20 protein-coding genes are annotated in these 19,138 nt (G+C 38.1%); 12 read left to right on the top strand and 8 right to left on the bottom strand.

The features are described 5' to 3' along the window. The first annotated feature begins 8 nt into the window (after positions 1 to 8). The 12 genes from JWQ34_RS11435 (at position 9) to JWQ34_RS11380 (ending at position 12,499) form a co-directional block, all read left to right on the top strand. Positions 9 to 1,217 carry a pyridoxal phosphate-dependent aminotransferase family protein gene (locus JWQ34_RS11435; protein WP_299357399.1) on the top strand — a complete coding sequence of 403 codons (1,209 nt, stop codon included), beginning with the start codon at positions 9 to 11 and terminating at the stop codon, positions 1,215 to 1,217. A gap of 80 nt (positions 1,218 to 1,297) precedes the next feature. Further along, the gene (locus JWQ34_RS11430) at positions 1,298 to 2,416 is read left to right on the top strand and encodes a hypothetical protein (RefSeq protein WP_299357398.1); all 1,119 of its coding nucleotides are present in this window, start codon (positions 1,298 to 1,300) and stop codon (positions 2,414 to 2,416) included. Then, on the top strand, positions 2,413 to 3,396 hold the full coding sequence (locus JWQ34_RS11425) for an NAD(P)-dependent oxidoreductase (RefSeq protein ID WP_299357397.1): 984 nt from the start codon (positions 2,413 to 2,415) through the stop codon (positions 3,394 to 3,396). The genes JWQ34_RS11430 and JWQ34_RS11425 overlap by 4 nt, the downstream gene beginning before the upstream one ends. 33 nt (positions 3,397 to 3,429) lie before the next feature. Beyond that, entirely contained in the window at positions 3,430 to 4,752 is a 1,323-nt protein-coding gene (locus JWQ34_RS11420; RefSeq protein ID WP_299357396.1) for an inositol-3-phosphate synthase, read from the top strand. 5 nt (positions 4,753 to 4,757) lie between these two features. Further along, complete coding sequence (locus tag JWQ34_RS11415) at positions 4,758 to 5,225, top strand: phosphatidylglycerophosphatase A (protein ID WP_299357395.1); 468 nt, start codon at positions 4,758 to 4,760, stop codon at positions 5,223 to 5,225. Positions 5,226 to 5,433: 208 nt separating this feature from the next. Further along, entirely contained in the window at positions 5,434 to 7,992 is a 2,559-nt protein-coding gene (locus JWQ34_RS11410) for a DUF5686 family protein (protein ID WP_299357394.1), read from the top strand. A 12-nt stretch (positions 7,993 to 8,004) separates the two neighbouring features. Next, on the top strand, positions 8,005 to 8,721 hold the full coding sequence (locus tag JWQ34_RS11405) for a CDP-alcohol phosphatidyltransferase family protein (RefSeq protein ID WP_299357393.1): 717 nt from the start codon (positions 8,005 to 8,007) through the stop codon (positions 8,719 to 8,721). A 12-nt stretch (positions 8,722 to 8,733) separates the two neighbouring features. After that, positions 8,734 to 9,306, top strand: a complete 573-nt coding sequence (locus JWQ34_RS11400; RefSeq protein ID WP_299357392.1) for a DUF4833 domain-containing protein — start codon at positions 8,734 to 8,736, stop codon at positions 9,304 to 9,306. 6 nt (positions 9,307 to 9,312) lie between these two features. Next, entirely contained in the window at positions 9,313 to 9,933 is a 621-nt protein-coding gene (locus tag JWQ34_RS11395; RefSeq protein ID WP_299357391.1) for a sterol desaturase family protein, read from the top strand. Position 9,934: 1 nt separating this feature from the next. Beyond that, complete coding sequence (locus JWQ34_RS11390) at positions 9,935 to 10,873, top strand: phosphatase PAP2 family protein (protein ID WP_299357390.1); 939 nt, start codon at positions 9,935 to 9,937, stop codon at positions 10,871 to 10,873. A 162-nt stretch (positions 10,874 to 11,035) separates the two neighbouring features. Beyond that, positions 11,036 to 11,812 carry a hypothetical protein gene (locus tag JWQ34_RS11385; RefSeq protein WP_299357389.1) on the top strand — a complete coding sequence of 259 codons (777 nt, stop codon included), beginning with the start codon at positions 11,036 to 11,038 and terminating at the stop codon, positions 11,810 to 11,812. Positions 11,813 to 11,929: 117 nt separating this feature from the next. Then, complete coding sequence (locus JWQ34_RS11380) at positions 11,930 to 12,499, top strand: CAP domain-containing protein (RefSeq protein WP_299357388.1); 570 nt, start codon at positions 11,930 to 11,932, stop codon at positions 12,497 to 12,499. Here the strand turns inward: JWQ34_RS11380 and JWQ34_RS11375 are convergent. From JWQ34_RS11375 to JWQ34_RS11340, 8 genes are all read right to left on the bottom strand, one after another. Then, positions 12,496 to 12,699 carry a DUF1456 family protein gene (locus JWQ34_RS11375; protein ID WP_299357387.1) on the bottom strand — a complete coding sequence of 68 codons (204 nt, stop codon included), beginning with the start codon at positions 12,697 to 12,699 and terminating at the stop codon, positions 12,496 to 12,498. The two genes, JWQ34_RS11380 and JWQ34_RS11375, sit on opposite strands and share 4 nt — an antisense overlap. Positions 12,700 to 12,723: 24 nt before the next feature. Beyond that, entirely contained in the window at positions 12,724 to 14,025 is a 1,302-nt protein-coding gene (locus JWQ34_RS11370; RefSeq protein WP_299357386.1) for a DEAD/DEAH box helicase, read from the bottom strand. Between the two features lie 129 nt (positions 14,026 to 14,154). Further along, positions 14,155 to 15,528 (bottom strand): putative oxidoreductase C-terminal domain-containing protein, encoded by a 1,374-nt coding sequence (locus JWQ34_RS11365; RefSeq protein ID WP_299357384.1) that lies wholly within the window; start codon positions 15,526 to 15,528, stop codon positions 14,155 to 14,157. A gap of 13 nt (positions 15,529 to 15,541) precedes the next feature. After that, entirely contained in the window at positions 15,542 to 16,090 is a 549-nt protein-coding gene (locus tag JWQ34_RS11360; RefSeq protein ID WP_299357382.1) for a DUF4337 family protein, read from the bottom strand. 74 nt (positions 16,091 to 16,164) lie between these two features. Continuing rightward, positions 16,165 to 16,446 (bottom strand): hypothetical protein, encoded by a 282-nt coding sequence (locus tag JWQ34_RS11355; protein WP_299357381.1) that lies wholly within the window; start codon positions 16,444 to 16,446, stop codon positions 16,165 to 16,167. A gap of 38 nt (positions 16,447 to 16,484) precedes the next feature. After that, positions 16,485 to 17,162: a pseudouridine synthase gene (locus JWQ34_RS11350; protein ID WP_299357380.1), complete on the bottom strand. Its 678-nt coding sequence runs from the start codon at positions 17,160 to 17,162 to the stop codon at positions 16,485 to 16,487. Beyond that, the gene (locus JWQ34_RS11345; protein WP_299357378.1) at positions 17,163 to 17,633 is read right to left on the bottom strand and encodes a nucleoside triphosphate pyrophosphohydrolase family protein; all 471 of its coding nucleotides are present in this window, start codon (positions 17,631 to 17,633) and stop codon (positions 17,163 to 17,165) included. A gap of 623 nt (positions 17,634 to 18,256) precedes the next feature. Beyond that, entirely contained in the window at positions 18,257 to 19,036 is a 780-nt protein-coding gene (locus JWQ34_RS11340; protein ID WP_299357377.1) for a DUF1080 domain-containing protein, read from the bottom strand. Positions 19,037 to 19,138 lie beyond the last annotated feature (102 nt).

Here is a 19,138-nt window from a genome sequence, read left to right as displayed (position 1 = left end):
GTTAATACATGGTTAAAAAACTACATGACAAGATTGCGCAATTTAAAGATGCAGCAATGATCAGGGAGAAAGGACTGTATCCTTACTTTAGGCCTATTGAGTCTGGACAGGATACAGAAGTAATAATAGATGGCAAGCGTGTATTAATGTTTGGCTCTAACTCTTACTTAGGTCTTACCAATCATCCTAAGATCAAAGAAGCATCAAAAAAAGCAATTGACAAATACGGAACGGGATGCGCGGGATCAAGATTTTTGAATGGCACACTTGATATACATGTTGAATTAGAGAAAAAACTGGCTACATACGTAGGTAAAGAAGATGCTGTATTATTTAGTACAGGTTTCCAGGTTAACCTGGGTGTTTTATCATGTGTGACCGGCAGGAATGACTATTTGATACTAGACGAATATGACCACGCCTCTTTAATTGACGGCAGCCGTCTTTCGTTTTCAAAAGTTATTAAATACGCACACAATGATATGGCCGATCTGGAACGCAAACTAAGCATGCTGCCAGAAGAGTCGGTAAAAGTTATTGCGGTTGATGGTATATTCAGCATGGAAGGTGATATTGTTAAATTACCTGAAATTGTTGAGCTGGCTGATAAATATGGTGTAAACATTATGGTTGACGATGCACATAGTTTAGGTGTTATTGGCTATAACGGTGCAGGTACTGCGTCACACTTTAATTTAACTGATGATGTTGACCTGATAATGGGAACATTCAGTAAATCATTAGCATCATTAGGTGGTTTTATAGCTGCCGATCATGATACTATTGATTATATGAAACACCGCGCACGCTCACTAATGTTTAGCGCAAGTATGACACCGGGCTCTGTAGCCAGTGTTATTGCAGCATTAGATATCATTGAATCAGAGCCAGAGCGTATCCAAAAACTTTGGGATAATACCAACTATGCAATGAAACTTTTATTGGACGAAGGTTTTGACCTTGGCCCAACAGAAAGCCCTATCCTACCTATATATGTTAGAGATAATGATAAAACTTTCCTGGTGACTAAACACCTGCAATCATCAGGTGTGTTTGTTAACCCGGTTGTGTCACCGGCCGTTCCTTCAGACTCATCTTTGCTGCGTTTCTCATTAATGGCAACGCATACTTTCGCGCAAATTGAGGAAGCTGTTGAGAAAATTACCAAAGCCTTCAAAGATGTAGGCGTTGAGCTTCACGTTAAAGAGAAAATATAATTAACACACAATATAAGGTGCGGCTATTTTTAACAGATAGCCGCATTTTTTATATATAGCCAATAAATTTTGCCATCCGCATGAAAAAGATAGTTCCTGTAAATTCAAAAAGCGAGCTTTCCGCATTTATTGATTTCCCGCATGATCTGTATAAGGACGATCCAAACTACGTTCCCGAATTATTTATAGCGCAACGCGATCTGTTAACCAAGCATCCATTTCATAAACACAATAAACTGCAATGCTTTTTAGCATATGATGGCGATAAAATAGTTGGCCGTATTGCTGCGATATTAAACAATGCCCATAATGAGTACAATAAGGTTAACGATGGTTTTTTTGGATTTTTTGATTGTATAAACGACCAGGAGACTGCTAACTTGTTATTTAAAACGGCAACAGACTGGCTTAAAAAAGAAGAAATTACCGGCAAGTTTTTAGGGCCGGTAAATTTTTCGACCAATGAGCCATGTGGTTTATTGGTTGAGGGTTTTGATAGTCCGCCGGTATTAATGCAAACCTACAACGCGGCTTATTACGCACAATTAATTGAAGGCTTTGGTTTTGCAAAAGATGTGGATTTGATAGCCTGGCATTGGGATGGTAATAATTATGATGATAAATCAGTAAGATTATTGAATGCCTTACAGGAACGTTTAAAACGCAATAATATCGTCATCCGTAAGGTAGACTTGAAAAACTTTAAAGAAGAAACCGTTAAACTGCGCGAGGTGTATAATTCGGCATGGGATCAAAACACCGGCTTTGTACCACTAACAGACGAAGAATTTGATTACCTGGCCAAAGACCTTAAATTGATCCTCGACCCTGACTTTGCCCTGGTTGCAGAACAGGATGGGAAAATTGTAGCCTTTGGTCTGGCACTGCTTAATTATAATGAAATTTTTAAAACCATAAAAAAAGGCCGCTTATTCCCTACCGGGATATTTAAGTTGTTATTCGGCAAAAAAAAGATACAAAGTCTGCGCATTTATGCCTTAGGTGTGATTGATGGTTATCGTAAAATGGGTATAGAGGCTGTATTATATGGCACTATAATTAAAAACTACACAGCCAGAGGCCTTAAATGGGCCGAAGCGGGTTGGACGCTGGAAAATAACACGCTGATCAACGAGGCTATCATAGCCATAAAAGGTGATCCTTATAAAAAGTACCGTTTGTATCAAAAACAAATATGAAAGAAAAGGTTTTAATAACAGGTGCAAGTGGCTTTGTTGGGTACCATCTGATAATTGAAGCGTTACAAAACAACCTTGAAGTATTTGCGGCGGTTAGAAAAAGTAGCCGGTTAGATCATCTTAAAGATCTGGACATCCAATACGTTTATTTAGATTACAGCGACCTGGATTCCTTAAAAAAAGAACTCATTGAAAAGCAGTATAACTATATAATACATGCCGCCGGTATTACCCGCGCAATATCTGCCGAAGAGTATGATACCGTAAACGCGGTTTATACAGCTAACCTTGCGCAGGCGGCTACTGAATTACCCAGCTTTAAAAAGTTTGTTTTAATAAGTAGCCTTGCTGCTATCGGTCCGCTCAAAGCATTAAACGGCATTATTACCGAAGAAACCTACCCCAACCCTATTACGGCTTATGGAAAAAGTAAACTATTGGCCGAAGGAAAATTAAAAGCAATTAAAAGCCTTAACTTCACCATACTAAGGCCAACGGCGGTTTACGGCCCACGCGACACGGGCATATTTATTTTCTTTAAACAGATAAGTAATCGTATGGAGCCTTATATAGGCCGCGCGCCACAAAAGCTAAGCTTTATTTATGTAGTGGATCTGGCAAAAGCAAGTATAAGGGCATTATATGGCGGTGATAAAAAAACCTACAATTTAAGCGATGATAATTTTTATGACCGGTACGAATTAGGCCGTCAAACAAAACAAATACTAGCTGTTAAAACCGTGAAGTTTCATCTTTTGGTAAATTTTGTGAAATTAATTGCCGGTATATCAGAAAAAGTGAGTTCTTTGAGAAATATAGCCCCTATATTAAATCTTGAAAAACTAGATGAGTTAACTGCTGTTAACTGGTCATGCAGTATTGAGCTTGCAAAGCAGGACCTGGGATTTTATCCGCAATACACATTGGAGAAAGGTTTACATGAAACCCTTCAATGGTACAGGGCCAACAAATGGCTTTAATACAAACTATCTATCTACATATAAATTTACATCATGAAAAACAACATTAAACCTGCCGAGGGTAAACTTGGCATTTTACTGCCCGGACTTGGCGCAGTAGCAACTACCCTAATTGCCGGTGTTGAGGCCGTAAAGAAAGGCATATCACAGCCGATAGGCTCATTAACCCAAATGGGTTCTATCCGCCTGGGCAAGCGTACAGAAAACCGTCGCCCCAAAATTAAAGACTTTGTGCCGTTGGCAAATCTAAATGACATTGTATGGGGTGGATGGGACGTATATACGGACAACGTTTACGAGTCGGCAATGAATGCTAAAGTTTTGGAAGCTGGGTTATTGTATGCTGTTAAAGATGAATTGGAGAAAATAAAGCCGATGACCGCGGCATTTGATCAAAATTACGCTAAAAACCTTACCGCTACTAACGTTAAAACCGGTACCCGTTATGAGCTGGCCCAACAAGTTATGGAGGATATCCAAAACTTTAAAGAAACAAATGGGCTTGACCGCATTGTATTAGTTTGGTGCGGATCAACCGAGATCTATTACGAAGCATCAGACGTACATAGCACACTTGATAAATTTGAAGCCGGATTAAAAGCTGACGACAAGTTAATTGCGCCAAGCATGATCTATGCTTACGCGGCTCTAAAACTAGGTATACCGTTCACTAACGGTGCGCCAAACTTAACGGTAGACATACCCGCGTTAATTGAATTGGCAAGAATCACTGAAACCCCAATCGCCGGTAAAGATTTTAAAACCGGCCAAACTTTAATGAAAACTATTTTAGCGCCGGGCCTTGCTGCACGCTCATTAGGTGTTAATGGTTGGTTCTCTACCAATATTTTAGGTAATCGTGATGGTTTGGTATTGGATGATCCGGATAATTTTAAAACTAAGGAAGTATCAAAATTAGGCGTGTTAGAGGATATTTTTAAACCGGAAGATAATCCTGAATTGTATGGCGACATCTTCCACAAGATCCGCATTAACTATTACCCTCCGCATGGCGATAACAAAGAGAGCTGGGATAATATTGACATTTTTGGCTGGTTAGGTTATAAAATGCAAATCAAGATCAATTTTCTTTGCCGTGATTCTATCTTAGCTGCGCCTATCGCATTGGATTTGGCTTTGTTTAGTGATTTTGCCAAAAGAGCTGGTATGAGTGGCGTGCAGGAGTGGTTATCATTCTATTTAAAATCGCCGCAAACTGCGCCGGGTTTACCTGCAGAAAATGATATATTTAAACAATTAATAAAACTGGAAAACACGTTACGCTACTTAATGGGCGAAGATCTGATAACCCACCTGGGCTTAGATTATTACGAAGAACTGGTTGAAGCAAGATAAAATAAATGCTTTTTCATAAACTGGCCGCTACTGTTTTTGGCATCGGATACTTAGGTAAAGGTGTTGGCACAATAGCGGCCTTTTTTGCTTGTATATGCTGGTATTTGCTTTGGGCAGGCAAGTATCCACCCATAATTCCTTCAGTATTAGTTACACTTGTAATAACCGCCTTAGGTATTTGGAGCGGCAATAAGGTTGAACCCATTTGGGGTAAAGATCATGGCCGTGTGGTTATTGACGAAGTAGCAGGTATGTTTGTAAGCCTGCTTTTTGTACCGGTAACTATCCCCTATGTCCTGATTGGATTTATCCTTTTCAGGTTCTTTGATATTTTAAAACCCCTATTTATCAGGCGGCTCGAAGCCCTTCCCGGTGGCTGGGGAGTTATGGCCGATGACATGTTAGCTGGCCTATACGCTAATATAATTTTACAGTTAATAGTATGGTTAAATTTACTTAATGTCAAAATTTAGTAAAACCTGTTAAATTATGTTAACCCCATCCAGCTATTTGACTTTTTGACCACAGAAGTCTATCGGATTTCTGTACCTTTGCCTCCTGTTATCAAACTTGATTGCGCGCTTATTTAGCCGTATTTTACTTACATCTAAACTTATTATTCAAAATAAGCGTGGATTGTAGGAGAATAGCAATACAGACAAGTTTGTATTTAAAACGTACATGGATTTTAAAAGTTTATTCAGGAAGTTTTCATTTGTAGCTTTCTTATTATTTTATACCTCATCATTATTTGCCCAGGCTACCCGTGTTACAGGTGTTGTAACCGATGGCGGCACTAAAAATAATGAACCAATGCCATTTGTAAGTATTGGTGTTGCCGGAAGCCATGTTGGTGGCCGTACCGACAATGAAGGCCGCTATTCTATAGTATCCGATAAACCTATCAGCCAGCTTAAAGCTTCATTTATAGGTTATAAAGATGTTTATATTAACATAGTTGCCGGCAAGGCACAGGTTATAAACGTTAAAATGATGCCTTTGCAACAAGAGTTGACCGAGGTTGAGGTAAAAGCAGGTAAAAAACCACGTTACCGTAATAAAGGTAACCCGGCTGTTGAGCTGATACGCCAGGTTATAGCGCACAGAGATAAAAACCGCCCGGAGAGTTATAACTATGTAGAATATAAAGAATACGATAAAATGCAGTTTTCTATCGCTAACCTTTCTACAAAAATTGCCGAGAAGAAATTTTTTCGTAAATACAAATTTGTTTTAGATAACCGCGACACTACCACCGTACCGGGCAAAAATTTATTACCCGTATTTTTGGATGAAAAGATATCGCAATACTACTATCGTAAAAATCCGGAGAAAGAAAGAACTGTAATACTAGGACAAAGAAATGTTGACTTTGGCGGATCGATAGATAACGAAGGTGTTGGCCAGTTTTTTAAATACATGTATGGCAAAGTTGATATTTATGATAATAGTATCAACCTTATCACCAATAACTTTTTAAGCCCGATAGCTAATGGCGCCCCTACTTTTTACAAATACTTTATTACCGATACTGTTGTAACCGAGGATAATAAGAAACTGGTTGAGCTAAGCTTTACGCCACGCAATACCCAGGACATGCTTTTTGAAGGCAAGATATACATTACGCTGGATAGCAATTACGCGGTACAGAAAGCCAATTTAGGTATCAATAAAAACATCAATCTTAACTTTGTTAAGTCGATGACTGTTAACCTGGATTTCGAGCAAAATCCGGATGGTCGTTATCACTTGAGCAAAAGCAATACCCTGGCAGATTTTGGGGTGGGCAAAAAGAATGCAGGCGGTTTCTTTGGTATACGTACGCTTACTTATAAAAGCTATGCTGTAAATAAACAGCGCCCTGATACAGCCTACATAACCGGTGCCGAGGACATAGCAGTATCCGACGAGGTATCGCATAGAAGTGAGCAATTTTGGACACAAAACCGTTTAGATACGTTAACTACAGCCGAATCTAAAGTTTATAAAAATATCGACAGCTTATCGCACATGAAGTCGTTTCAGCGTACGTTGGATATAGCGACTTTGTTATTGGCAGGCTATAAATCATTCAATACATTCGAGATTGGCCCGTCAAACGCGTTTTATAGCTTTAACCCTATAGAGGGTTTAAAATTACGTTTTGGTGGCCGTACAACACCCGAATTAAGCAAGCGTTATTATTTTGAAACGTACGCGGCTTATGGTTTTAAAGATCAAAAATGGAAGGGCTTTTTAAGCGCCACATATTCTATCAATGATAAGTCTATATACAAGTTCCCGCAAAATTATATAAGGGCCAGTTTTCAGCGCGATACCAAGATACCGGGAGCCGCTTTACAATTTGTGCAGCAGGATAATTTCTTGCTATCATTTAAACGGGGTGTAAACGATAAGTACCTGTATAATGATTTTTATAAGTTCGATTATGTGCATGAGTTCGAAAGCCATTTCTCTTACACGGTTACGTTAAAGAAATGGACACAATCACCTGCGGGATCACTGTACTTTATAAACAACACGGGTAATATAAATGATCTTACTACATCAGAAGCATCATTAAACTTACGTTACGCGCCAAACGAGAAGTTTTACCAGGGTAAAATATACCGTGTACCAATCCCAAGTAAATATCCGATACTTAGTTTTGATTATACCAAAGGTTTTAAGGGCGCATTTGGGGCGGCTTACAATTATCAAAGCTTGCATGCACGTGTGGACAGGCGTACATACCTGTCGCAATTTGGTTATTTTGATGCTTTTGTCGAAGGCGGTAAAGTAATAGGACAAGTTCCTTATCCATTATTAACCATCTTCCGTGCTAACCAAACCTACGCTTACGACCTTTATTCGTATAACTTAATGAACTTCCTGGAGTTTGTGAGTGATAGATATGTTGCCGTAAATATTGATCAGCATTTTATGGGTTTCTTCTTCAACAAGATCCCGCTGTTTCAAAAACTTAAGCTACGTGAGGTTGCATCATTTAAAGCTATTTATGGAAAATTGAGTGACGAAAACAATCCAGCGCTGCATCCGTCTTTATATCAATTCCCGGTAACAAGTACAGGTCAGCCTATAACTTATTCGCTAGGTGATACGCCTTATATTGAAGGTAGCGTTGGTGTGGAAAATATTTTTAAATTTATACGTGTTGACATGGTTAAGCGATTTAATTATTTAGATCATCCAAATGTTTCTCCGCTTGGTGTGCGTGTTAGGTTAAAATTTGATTTTTAATAAGGGCAGTTAATGGAACAACAAACATCTATACGTACAAATCTTCAATTAGGTATCTATAAGGTTATTGACCCTTTTGTTAAAGTTTTAATAAAACTGGGCCTTACCCCTAACGCGGTTACCTCTATTGGCTTTGTATTAAATATAGGCGTGGCTGTAATATTTGTTATAGGTGGCGAAGAAGGCAACCGGGGCGATTTAAGTTACATAGGCTGGGCGGGCGCTTTAATTTTATTTGCCGGCTTGTTTGATATGCTTGACGGGCAGGTTGCCCGATTAGGTAACATGAAATCAACCTTTGGTGCTTTGTATGATTCTGTATTAGATAGATATAGCGAGTTGGTTATGTTTTTTGGTATATGTTATTACCTGGTTGCCCAACACTATTTTTTAAGTTCGATATTTGCTTTTATAGCTTTAATAGGCTCCATGATGGTTAGCTACGTAAGGGCACGTGCCGAAGGCTTGGGTATTGAAAGCAAAGGCGGTTTAATGCAACGGCCCGAGCGTGTTGTAACCATTGGCTTATGTGCCATAATTTGTGGCGTAAGCTCTTTATACATAGGCGGTAATTATAAATTATATGTACCCGGTGTTAAGTATCATGTTTTCGAAACCATGTCTATTTTCACCATACCTATTACCATTTTGGCTGTATTAACAAATATAACCGCGTTTAAAAGACTAACAGACGCAAAAAGCAACCTGGCAAAACAAGAGAAAAACTAACGCTACGGATTAATGAAATTATCAATACTAATATTATTAACTACTTTTTATTCATTTTTAACGGTAAATAAAACACCGAATAAAGTAAACAACAAACTTGCTTTTGAGGTAATTACTGATGATGACAAGTTTCCTGTTCCGTCTGAAAACATCGGCCGTTTATTTTACGTACAGCGTACATCAAACATTAATACTTTAATTTACGAATTGAATGCACCGGGCGGCCATATAGATGAGCAAAACCCAATGCACGTTTATTGGTTAAGATATGCAGAGAAAGGACAAAGAGAGGAACTTAATTATATACAACGTAAATTTGCATACGGTTTAATAACCAAAAGACTTGCGAATGATCAATATGATGTCAGATTTGTATCATACAAAAAATTTCCACTGCTTTTGATGAAGGCAAACGATGGAAAATATCATATCTTCGCAACTATAGAACAGAAACAAATGATGCTTAACCGCGTTTTTGTTAAAATTGAAGGTGGCTCGTTTTGGTTACCAAACGTTGTTTACGTGGAATTAAGAGGGACGGATCAAACTACAGGCAGAGAAATAATACAACGTTTTAAACCCTGATTTACTATGGCAAAAAATTTCATATCAAATTCTGAGGAATCAACAAGAATGTTTAAAAGCGACCTATTGGAAGCTTTATCAAAAGTACATTTTCTGGTGCCGGTATTTATTTTTGTACCGGTTATACTGGTTAGTACCTACCTGGCCTTGTTTGTTAAACAAATTGGCATAATTACTTATATAGAATATTTCTTTGTCGGCCTGTTTGTATGGACCTTTGTTGAATATATAATGCACCGTTTTGTGTTTCATTATGTCCCTAAAAACAAATTTGGGCTACGTTTACACTTTATTTTTCACGGTGTGCATCATGATTATCCAAGTGATGCCAAGCGTTTAGTGTTACCTCCTTCGGTTAGTATCCCGTTAGCTACCGTATTTTATTTTTTGTTTAACGCCATATTGCCGGCTAATTATGTTTTCGGTTTTTTCCCTGGATTTATATTGGGTTATTTGTTTTATGATATATCCCATTATGCTATTCACCACTTTAATTTTAAAGGGAACATCTGGAAAAAAATAAAGCAACACCACATGCTGCACCACTACCAAAGCCCTGATAAGGGATACGGTGTAAGCTCTCCCCTTTGGGATAAAATTTTCGGTTCAGACTTTATAAAAAAATAGAATGAATGGTGCTGTTAATCAAGGCCCGGTAATTAATGCCAGATCTATTGTAACTGCTACGCTTTTATCTATTGCTTATTTACTGCTATCCATATGGGTGGTTGGGTTTAAATCAGACCAGGTAGCACTGCTGGTTATTTTTAATACACTTTTTTACCTATCATCCATAACCCGCAAGTTTATACTTGGCTTTTCTGTTTTCATTGTTTATTGGATCATATTCGATTACATGAAGGCTTTCCCAAATTACAACGTAAGCACTGTCCATATTGCCGATCTGTATAATTTCGAAAAGCATCTTTTCGGCATAAACTATCAAGGCCACCTGCTAACGCCTAACGAATATTGGAAAGTAAACTCAACCAGCACATTAGATATAATTGCCGGGTTATTTTATATCTGTTGGATACCCGTACCACTTGGTTTTGCTGCTTATCTGTTTTTTAAGAACCGGCGCGAATTTCTTTCGTTTGCAATGACGTTTTTAGTAGTGAACCTATTGGGATTTGTGATCTATTACTCTTTCCCTGCCGCACCACCGTGGTATATACAAGAACATGGGTTTGTTTTCCATGCTGCAACTCCGGGTAATACGGGCGGCCTTTCAAGGTTTGATAATTATTTTAACGTTCATATTTTTCAATCTATCTACCAAAAGGGATCAAATGTATTTGCGGCTATGCCATCATTACATTCTGCCTACCCAATTATAGTGGTCTATTATGCGTTTAAAAACCGTGTGGGCTTTATGAAAGTTATTTTATGTGCGGTTATGGTAGGCATATGGCTTACGGCTGTATATACCAGCCATCATTATATCTTAGATGTATTAGCCGGCATAACTACTGCCGTTATAGGTATCAACTTGTTTAATTTCCTCTTCACAAAGGTGCCTGCGCTTACTAAATTTCTGGATAGCTACGCGGCATTTATCAGTTAGTAATATCAACTGTACTATTTTCTATACTATAAGTTTCATTTTTAAATTATTTCTCGGTACATTTAACTCCCTTTCACAATAGGATTCGTCTTTAATACAAGCAGTTACAAAGCAGGCATGCTATTTGACTATTGTTTATTAGCTGTGTCAGGCGGATTTTATATGAAGAAACTTTCCATACTTATCATTATTCTTTTATACGGGTTAAAATCACCCGCCTATACCCTATCTACAGATAGCGCTATCCATCAAACGCCTGTTGCAATAACTTCTTTAGATAGCTTAAAACAACAATTACAATTTGCAGGGAATGATACTTTAAAATCGGCTATCTATTCGCAAATAGTAGCCGAGTATTTAAAGTATGACATGATAGAAGATTCACGGACAAAACGACTTTATCAAAACCAAGCCTTAACGTATAGCTATTTAGCCTTGCATTTATATTCAGGGTTAAGTGATACCACCGGCTTACGTTTTTGCTTTAATAGTTTGGCAAAAGTTTACCGTTCACAAAAAAAATACCCACAGGCAAAATGGTTTATTTTGCAGTCAAATACCTTATCCAGAGCTAAAAAAGATGTTCCTAATATTATGGCCTCGCTTCTTGTGTTGGCTAATATTAAGATGGAGATAAAGGATTATAGCCTGGCCATGCGTGACTTAAACGAAGCTTTAGCCCTATCCAAATCAGATCACAATCCCAAAGCAGAATCGACCGTACAGGAAAGTTATGTGTTATTATATACTCATTTAAAAAATTACACTAAAGCAGACATCGCTGCAAAAAGGCATGATTTTATTGAGGATAGCTTGCTTAAAGGCGAAGAGAATATGATAGCTAAAACCCAGGATTCTTTGCAAACTAAAAAAAAAGTTTATCCAGTCAGCAAGAGACTTTCCAAAGCAAACTACTCCAGAAAGATAGCCTCATTATAGTACTGGTAATAGCAACCGGGCTAATAAGCTTACTCGCTATAATTTACTTCATCAGGAGGCGTAAGAAACGCAGAAAATAAATATTAAATTTCGTATCCAAATTATCGTCTTAGTACTATGAAGTATTATATTTTATCGCTTTCGTTTACATTTATCTTATTAATCCAAAGTGTATATAGCCAAACACCCGGCAGTAATAAATTCAAAAAAGAATTTTTAAAATCAATAAATAGCACCCGCAAAAAAGGTTGCAACTGCGGCACAACCTATATGCCTCCGGCGGCTCCGTTAGTATGGAATGATTTATTGGAAAGAGCGGCAATGGCTCATGCGCGAGATATGGCCATAAAAACATACTTTAGCCATGTTAGCAAAGATGGCCGCACTACTTTAAACCGTATAGAAAATGTCGGTTATACCCATAATGGTTATAAAAGCTTTACTGTTGGCGAGAATATAGCGCAGGGACAATCTACTATTGATGAAGTAATGACCGGCTGGTTTAACAGCCCCGGCCATTGCATGAACTTAATGAACCCTGATTTTAAAGAAGTTGGTATATGGGTATTTGATACCTATTGGGTACAAGATTTTGGCGGGCGCGAAGAATTTTCGGCAGAGATGAAACGGATGATAAAAAGCGGCAAAGCTAAGATCATCCAAGGCTCATCCCGCGAACGCGATTAAGCTTTAGGGCCGCGTTTGTAAATAATCAAACCGTTTAAAAAATTACGCAATATCTGGTCGCCACAGGGCTTAAAGTTTGGGTGATCATCTGCCCTGAATATGGCACCAAGCTCTGTTTTTGTTATCCTGAAATTGGCTAGTTCCAATACTTTTACAATATCATCATCAGTAAACTTCATAGCTACCCTTAGCTTTTTCATTATATCATTATTACTCATATCGTTCTATCTTGATATTTCGATCTTTACTTTTTTATTTTTTATCTTTTCGCCTTTTATCCGTTGTACCAGTTTTTCAATCTGGGTACGTTTTACCGCAGCGTATGATGTATTATCCAGAACTTCTATCAGCCCAAGATCATCTTTAGGCAACTCCCCTTTTTTTAATAATAACCCAACAATATCTACTTTGTTCACCTTGTCTTTTTTGCCTGCGGCGATATACAATGTGGCCCACTGTGTAATTTCTGGTAAAGAAAACTTTTCCGGCAATTCTTCTATCTCGGGTTTTTGTTTAAGATAATCTTGTTTCTCTTCTTCATTCAATATCAGGTACGCGGTACCTTTGGCATGCATACGCGCGGTACGGCCGTTACGATGTGTAAATGCCTCTTCGTTATGCGGCAACTGGTAATGAATTATATATTCAATTTCGGGGATATCCAATCCGCGCGAGGCCAGATCAGTAGTAATCAATAAACGGTGGCTACCGTTCCTGAATTTTAGTAATGCTCGCTCCCGGTCATCCTGCTCCATACCACCGTGGAAAATATCATGTATTATTCCCCTGTCCCATAGCAACTCACTAATGCGGTCAACCGCTTCGCGGTGATTACAGAATACCAGCGTGGCCTTGTTACCGATTTTGCATATAAGTGCAAATAACGCATCCAACTTATCGGCAGCCTCGGCTATTACGGCTTTTAGTTTAATGTCGGGTGTATTAGTTTTGTTGGTTAGATAATCTAATTCTATCGGGTTGGTAACGCCGGTAAAATCAGGTATTTCTTTCATTCGGGTGGCTGATGTTAATATCCGCTTGCCCAAATGTTCTAGCTGGCGAATAATACCCGTCATATCAGTTTGGAAACCAAACTCTAATGATTTATCAAACTCATCTAATATCAAAGTATGTACAGCTTCGGGATTAAAACTGCCAAAACGCAAATGATGACCAATACGTCCCGGTGTGCCTATTAAAACAGCCGGTGGTTGCGATAGGTTATTCTTCTCTATTTTAGTTGAATGCCCACCATAACAGCAATTAACTTTAAAGCCGCTGCCAATGGTTCTGAATACTTGCTCTATTTGTAACGCTAACTCTCTTGATGGTACCAGTATCAGCACCTGTACCAGGTGGATATCAGGATCTAATGTCTTCAACACGGGCAATAAAAAACCTAATGTTTTGCCGGAGCCGGTTGGCGAAAGCAGGATCAGATCACGTTTTGGGTCGGCACTAAGCGCCGCATTTTGCATTTCGTTCAATGCGGTGATCTTCAAATTCTCCAGCGCTTTTTTTATCATGGGGCAAAGATACGACTAAGATTTAACTAAGATTTATAGGATTAAAAGATTCTAGAATTACCGTAACTAAAAGATTTTAGAATTGATCTAATAAACCATCAATCCTAAAATCCACTAATTCTATAAATCTTAGTTTTTCGCTTTTGCCAGCGCCAGCGCCGTAGTAGTAGTATAATACTTGGCTATCATATTAGGCACTTCCCATTCAGGCATATCGCCTTCGCGCAGGTAATTCAAGTATTTTTCGGTAACGCGACCAAAGTGCGCTTCGTGGCCATCTTTGTAGCTGTCCGGAATGATAACCTCCCAGCCCTTAGCTTGCTTTTTAAGTTTAACGCCCGGATATTTACCTTGTATGGCTTTTAGGTTTTCAGACAACTGTTTTTCGTAAGCGGTGCTTTCATTTGCAGGTTCTATATATAAAACCGGGGTGAATTTCTCGGTTTCGCCCTGCCTTATATACAGGTCGGCTTTTGTACCATGCAGTACAGAATTTTGGCTATCGCCACTTCCCGGAGGCGCTGAGTATGCCCATTTTACAGTCAGTTTTATATTTGTACCGAACAGCTTATAATTAACAGAACCGTTTGCATAAACTTTCAGGATGGTATCTTTAACCACATATTCTTTTAAATAAGCCGGGAAACCATTCAATTTAGTTATAGCTTTAAATTGACTAAGAGTAACGTACGATGGCCATCTTTTAGCGCTGTTAAATTGTATATCTTTTTTATAGTCAATTGTTTTTTCGGGGAAACATTCCCACTGGGTAAGATCAATTAAATGTACACCTACGTCTTGTAGGCCCTCTCCTTGTTGTTTTACATCAAAAAACCAGGCAGGTCTACTCAACACACTGCCTGATACAGACTTATAAAAATAATGCACGCTTTCCATCTCGACACCTGGGTTTTGCGGTGTGCCTTTTTTAAGTTCGCCAAATACTTCGGGCAAGCTGGCAAATTCGCGCTGTAATGTATTGGTTATTTCATAACGCTCGGTCATGATATCATACAGAACCAGTTTTTTCTTTTCGGCGGCGGCAAACGCGCTTTTAAGCATTTCGAAATGCTGGTTATCAATAGCCATAGGCTTATCGCCCAAAACATTAAAACCGGCATCAATTGATCGTTTGATGTACTCGGTCTTTTTTTGATTATTGCCGGCCATTACCACCACATTACCTTTTTTCTCGGCAATCATTTTATTAAAAAAATCATCGCCGGTATAAACTATTTCACTCCAATGGGTTGGGTCGATAACACGTAAATTATAAGCATCGATTTTATCCAGATGCGACTTTACATCGGGCCCCTTTGGTGCATATACGTATACATCCGGTGCAATATCAGGCAATGTTGTTTTTTGTACTAAAGCGGCATGGAAATGCCCCGGATCTAAAGTGATCAACTTTATCTTCTCGTTCTCTTTTATCTGAGCATTGGCTGTAAAGCCTAAAAAAACAGAACAAATTATACCATAGATACCTAAAATATTTTTCATGAATTTTTACGAATTAAAACCAAACACCCTGAATTAAAAAGAAAATACCGATACAGGCAAAGCCTATACTAACAAACCATAGGCTTTTACGCTTAACAATAATTGATATGGCACCAATGGCTATAGAAATTTGAAACAGCGTAATACCACGTGCAAAAACACTATGTTTGGCTACATGTATATTTGATTCTTTCTGAAAATCTTCTGCTTTCTCTTTTATTTCGGCTTGTTCTTTTTTATTCTCTTTAATTTTTTCCTCGTCAACAACTATTGGGGTTTTGCCAAATGCAACTAATAATTTGCCTGCTTCGACTAATGTTTCAGATTTAATCCCCTTAGCCTGGTAATACGCCCATTGATCTGACGCGTGTATTTGAGCAAGCATAGCCTCGTCTGCATGTTCGCCAGCCAGTAAACCGGTAATGGCGGCCAATACGGCAATTAAAGCTGTTGAAAGGGCTACAAACAGCACCCACCGCTCTTTACCCTCTGACAGGATATGGTGAGCATGCTCATTACTTTGCTCGTGAATTTTTTCTGAATAGTTTTCAATCTCGTCCATTTAGAAATTTAAAATATTGTAAGTGGTTTATAAAGGTAGCAATGATTACCTGCAATAGTTATTATCGACCAAATTTAAGCTGTTTTACCGTTATTTGCTAATGAGGCATTTTTAACTTGTATAAATTCTGCTATTTCAGCTGCGTCCTTGTGCGTTAAATCACCCATGCCGGTATACTCCCATTGTTTCATGTTATCATCAAATACAATGTCACCCATACCCACCTCTCCCTCGGTTAACCTAAAAACACCGGTTATATAAACATCACCACCCGCTATGTTTTGATTAACTGGCGTAATGATTATGGTATGCTCTTCATTATCTTTATATATGGTATAATTTATCGGCTCTGTCATGATTTTACTACAAAATTTGGGGTTAATTGTTTGTATTGTTACCAACCCATTAAATCCATGATCCTGTTAAATTCTACATTTACCGGTGCTTCAATAAAAATTTGTTCATTGGTAACCGGATGACTAAATGATAACTTAGAAGCATGTAATAACAATGTGGTCATTTCCCACGTTTCTCTAAACAATTTATTTTGTTTATTACAGCCGTGCGTGGTATCGCCAATAATGGGATGATCAACATGGCTTAAATGCTTTCTGATCTGGTGCATGCGCCCGGTAGTTGGCTTAACTTCTACTAACGAGTACCTTGAAGTATCATGTTTACCAAATGGCACCGCCAGTTCTGCGCGACTAAGGGTTTCATAAGCTGTAAAAGCTTCTTGTATTGTGCCGTTTTCTTTACGAAGCGGATAATCAATATCCTCCATATCAGGTGTATAGCCCCTAACTATGGCTAAATAGTTTTTGTTGACTTTATTATCAGAGAATTGTTGCTGCATTGCTATTTCAACCTGTTTATCCAGCGCGAATAATAAAATACCGCCGGTGGCCCTATCCAAACGATGTACAGGGTTTACTTTTAAACCTACCTGATCTCTTAGTAATTGTAGTGCAAATTCTTCTGCATCGGCCGCTATTGGCGATCTGTGTACTAACAAACCATGTGGTTTATTAATAGCGATCAGGCACTCGTCCCGGTAAAGTATATCAAGCATTTACCCCAATATTGTACCCAGATCAGCAGGCGAATAATTGATAGATTTTAAGGTTTTATTATCCTGGGTTCTGTATACCAGGAACAATCCGTCGATTTCATTATGATAAGATTCTGTATTGTCTTTACCTTTATAATGCGCTATGGTATCATTGGCTTCTTCAACCGTTTTACACGCCTTGCTCATGTTTGACCGATGCACCTCATCAAAAAGCTCTTTAAATTTTTCGCCTAAACCAAACTCCAAAACCGCGCCCGATAATACATATTGCAAATCGCAAAGCGCATCTGCAATCTCAACCATATCATTATCATCAATGGCTTGTTGCAGTTCTTTTAGTTCCTCGGCTAACAGTTCAACACGAAGTTTACAACGTTCTTTTGATGGAATTGTGGGTGTTGGTAAAATTGGATGTTTAAATGTGGTATGAAACTCTGCTACCTGGTTTAATGAGTTTAAATCTTTTATCATGACTAATGTGCTGTTAAATTATAGCCAAGCAGTATCACTTCCCGGCAAACTGCTAAGTTATAAATAACCTAATACTTGTCAATGATAGTTAATAACTTCAAGGTTTATAAACATCGCCCCTTTTCAACAAAGCATTATAATTTGTCTTAATGTTAAAATATGTATTCTGAGCATCGATAAGGGTTAAAATAATATAATCATTGTTCCACTTACCTACGGAAAATACATGATACGGCGCTGGATGATTATGAAAAGAAGTATTGTTATTGACAATTTGTTTGGGCGCTGCACACGCACCAAACAACAAACAAAAAACTAAGGGTAGTTTTTTCATGTCTGACAATTAGGGTTTAATACACTAGTTTAATTATAGTAAATATAAATACTATTTAATTTTAAGTCAATTATTTTATGACTTCATTTTCAAAGTATCATTTTTTACAAATCTGATTACTAAACACCCATTTCATTGCATTTGTTTTAGTGTAGTGCCTAAATTATATCGTACATCAGGCATTTATTCTTAATCGAATAACAATTAATTTATATACAAACAAAAAAACGTTATTTAAACGGTGTTTTTTTACCGTCCAAATAACGTTTTACTCTATTTCTTAAATGTATTACAACTCTCTAACCCAAATATTTCGGTAGCTTAATGGTTCACTTTTATCACCATGGGCCTGTAGTTTTATTGGAGCAGGGCCATGTTTGGCATTATTATAAGAAGCCTGCCCAATATATTGTGTCGGGCCTAGTAAAGACACATTGTTTTGCACTAAAACTCCGTTATGGAATACAGTAACCCTTGCCGGAGTTTTAACTGTCCCGTCATCATTAAATGTTGGAGCTGTCCATACAACATCATAGCTCTGCCATTCGCCCGGTGGCTTAGCGGCGTTAACTAACGGAATAAACTGCTTGTAAATGCTACCGGCTTGCCCGTTAACGTAAGTTTTGTTTTTATAAGAGTCAAGCACCTGTAGTTCGTAACCGGCATCGCCCCCACCTAATGATGCTAGGAAAACACCACTATTACCCCGCGCCTGATCACTACCTGTAATGTTTGATGGTATTCTCCACTCTACATGTAGCTGGTAATTAGAAAACAATTTTTTGGTTTCAATATTCCCACTATGTTTATTTACAGTTAATATTCCATCAGCAACATCCCAAGTAGCTGGTGTACCGCGATGGTCGGCCATTGTCCATTGATCCAGATTTTTACCATCAAATAATACAATAGCATCTGATGGTGCATCACTGTTTGTTTTACCGGGAGTTACCACATTTGGTACAGGTTCATAAACCTCGGTATCCTCATGTTTTAGTTTATTTTGCGCATTAGCTAATGAGCTTGCTGCAAGTATTACTATTAGTAATAATGTTTGTTTTTTGTTCATAATATTTAGAGATATTGGTAAACAAACATAATAAAAAAAATCATCCTGTCTAAATGTTGATCGAGCTAAACACTATTGTTACAATGCTTACTTGATTTATTA

The organism is Mucilaginibacter sp., assembly GCF_028288185.1.
Lineage (GTDB): Bacteria > Bacteroidota > Bacteroidia > Sphingobacteriales > Sphingobacteriaceae > Mucilaginibacter.
The sequence above is the reverse complement of the archived record's forward strand: the minus strand, read 5'-3'. Positions and strand labels throughout refer to the sequence as shown.

What these genes read in the sequence shown, in the direction of transcription:
- JWQ34_RS11435 (WP_299357399.1), top strand. Translation starts at nt 9, where the DNA reads ATGGTTAAAAAACTACATGACAAGATTGCGCAATTTAAAGATGCAGCA.
- JWQ34_RS11430 (WP_299357398.1), top strand. Translation starts at nt 1,298, where the DNA reads ATGAAAAAGATAGTTCCTGTAAATTCAAAAAGCGAGCTTTCCGCATTT.
- JWQ34_RS11425 (WP_299357397.1), top strand. Translation starts at nt 2,413, where the DNA reads ATGAAAGAAAAGGTTTTAATAACAGGTGCAAGTGGCTTTGTTGGGTAC.
- JWQ34_RS11420 (WP_299357396.1), top strand. Translation starts at nt 3,430, where the DNA reads ATGAAAAACAACATTAAACCTGCCGAGGGTAAACTTGGCATTTTACTG.
- JWQ34_RS11415 (WP_299357395.1), top strand. Translation starts at nt 4,758, where the DNA reads ATGCTTTTTCATAAACTGGCCGCTACTGTTTTTGGCATCGGATACTTA.
- JWQ34_RS11410 (WP_299357394.1), top strand. Translation starts at nt 5,434, where the DNA reads ATGGATTTTAAAAGTTTATTCAGGAAGTTTTCATTTGTAGCTTTCTTA.
- JWQ34_RS11405 (WP_299357393.1), top strand. Translation starts at nt 8,005, where the DNA reads ATGGAACAACAAACATCTATACGTACAAATCTTCAATTAGGTATCTAT.
- JWQ34_RS11400 (WP_299357392.1), top strand. Translation starts at nt 8,734, where the DNA reads ATGAAATTATCAATACTAATATTATTAACTACTTTTTATTCATTTTTA.
- JWQ34_RS11395 (WP_299357391.1), top strand. Translation starts at nt 9,313, where the DNA reads ATGGCAAAAAATTTCATATCAAATTCTGAGGAATCAACAAGAATGTTT.
- JWQ34_RS11390 (WP_299357390.1), top strand. Translation starts at nt 9,935, where the DNA reads ATGAATGGTGCTGTTAATCAAGGCCCGGTAATTAATGCCAGATCTATT.
- JWQ34_RS11385 (WP_299357389.1), top strand. Translation starts at nt 11,036, where the DNA reads ATGAAGAAACTTTCCATACTTATCATTATTCTTTTATACGGGTTAAAA.
- JWQ34_RS11380 (WP_299357388.1), top strand. Translation starts at nt 11,930, where the DNA reads ATGAAGTATTATATTTTATCGCTTTCGTTTACATTTATCTTATTAATC.
- JWQ34_RS11375 (WP_299357387.1), bottom strand. Translation starts at nt 12,699, where the DNA reads ATGAAAAAGCTAAGGGTAGCTATGAAGTTTACTGATGATGATATTGTA.
- JWQ34_RS11370 (WP_299357386.1), bottom strand. Translation starts at nt 14,025, where the DNA reads ATGATAAAAAAAGCGCTGGAGAATTTGAAGATCACCGCATTGAACGAA.
- JWQ34_RS11365 (WP_299357384.1), bottom strand. Translation starts at nt 15,528, where the DNA reads ATGAAAAATATTTTAGGTATCTATGGTATAATTTGTTCTGTTTTTTTA.
- JWQ34_RS11360 (WP_299357382.1), bottom strand. Translation starts at nt 16,090, where the DNA reads ATGGACGAGATTGAAAACTATTCAGAAAAAATTCACGAGCAAAGTAAT.
- JWQ34_RS11355 (WP_299357381.1), bottom strand. Translation starts at nt 16,446, where the DNA reads ATGACAGAGCCGATAAATTATACCATATATAAAGATAATGAAGAGCAT.
- JWQ34_RS11350 (WP_299357380.1), bottom strand. Translation starts at nt 17,162, where the DNA reads ATGCTTGATATACTTTACCGGGACGAGTGCCTGATCGCTATTAATAAA.
- JWQ34_RS11345 (WP_299357378.1), bottom strand. Translation starts at nt 17,633, where the DNA reads ATGATAAAAGATTTAAACTCATTAAACCAGGTAGCAGAGTTTCATACC.
- JWQ34_RS11340 (WP_299357377.1), bottom strand. Translation starts at nt 19,036, where the DNA reads ATGAACAAAAAACAAACATTATTACTAATAGTAATACTTGCAGCAAGC.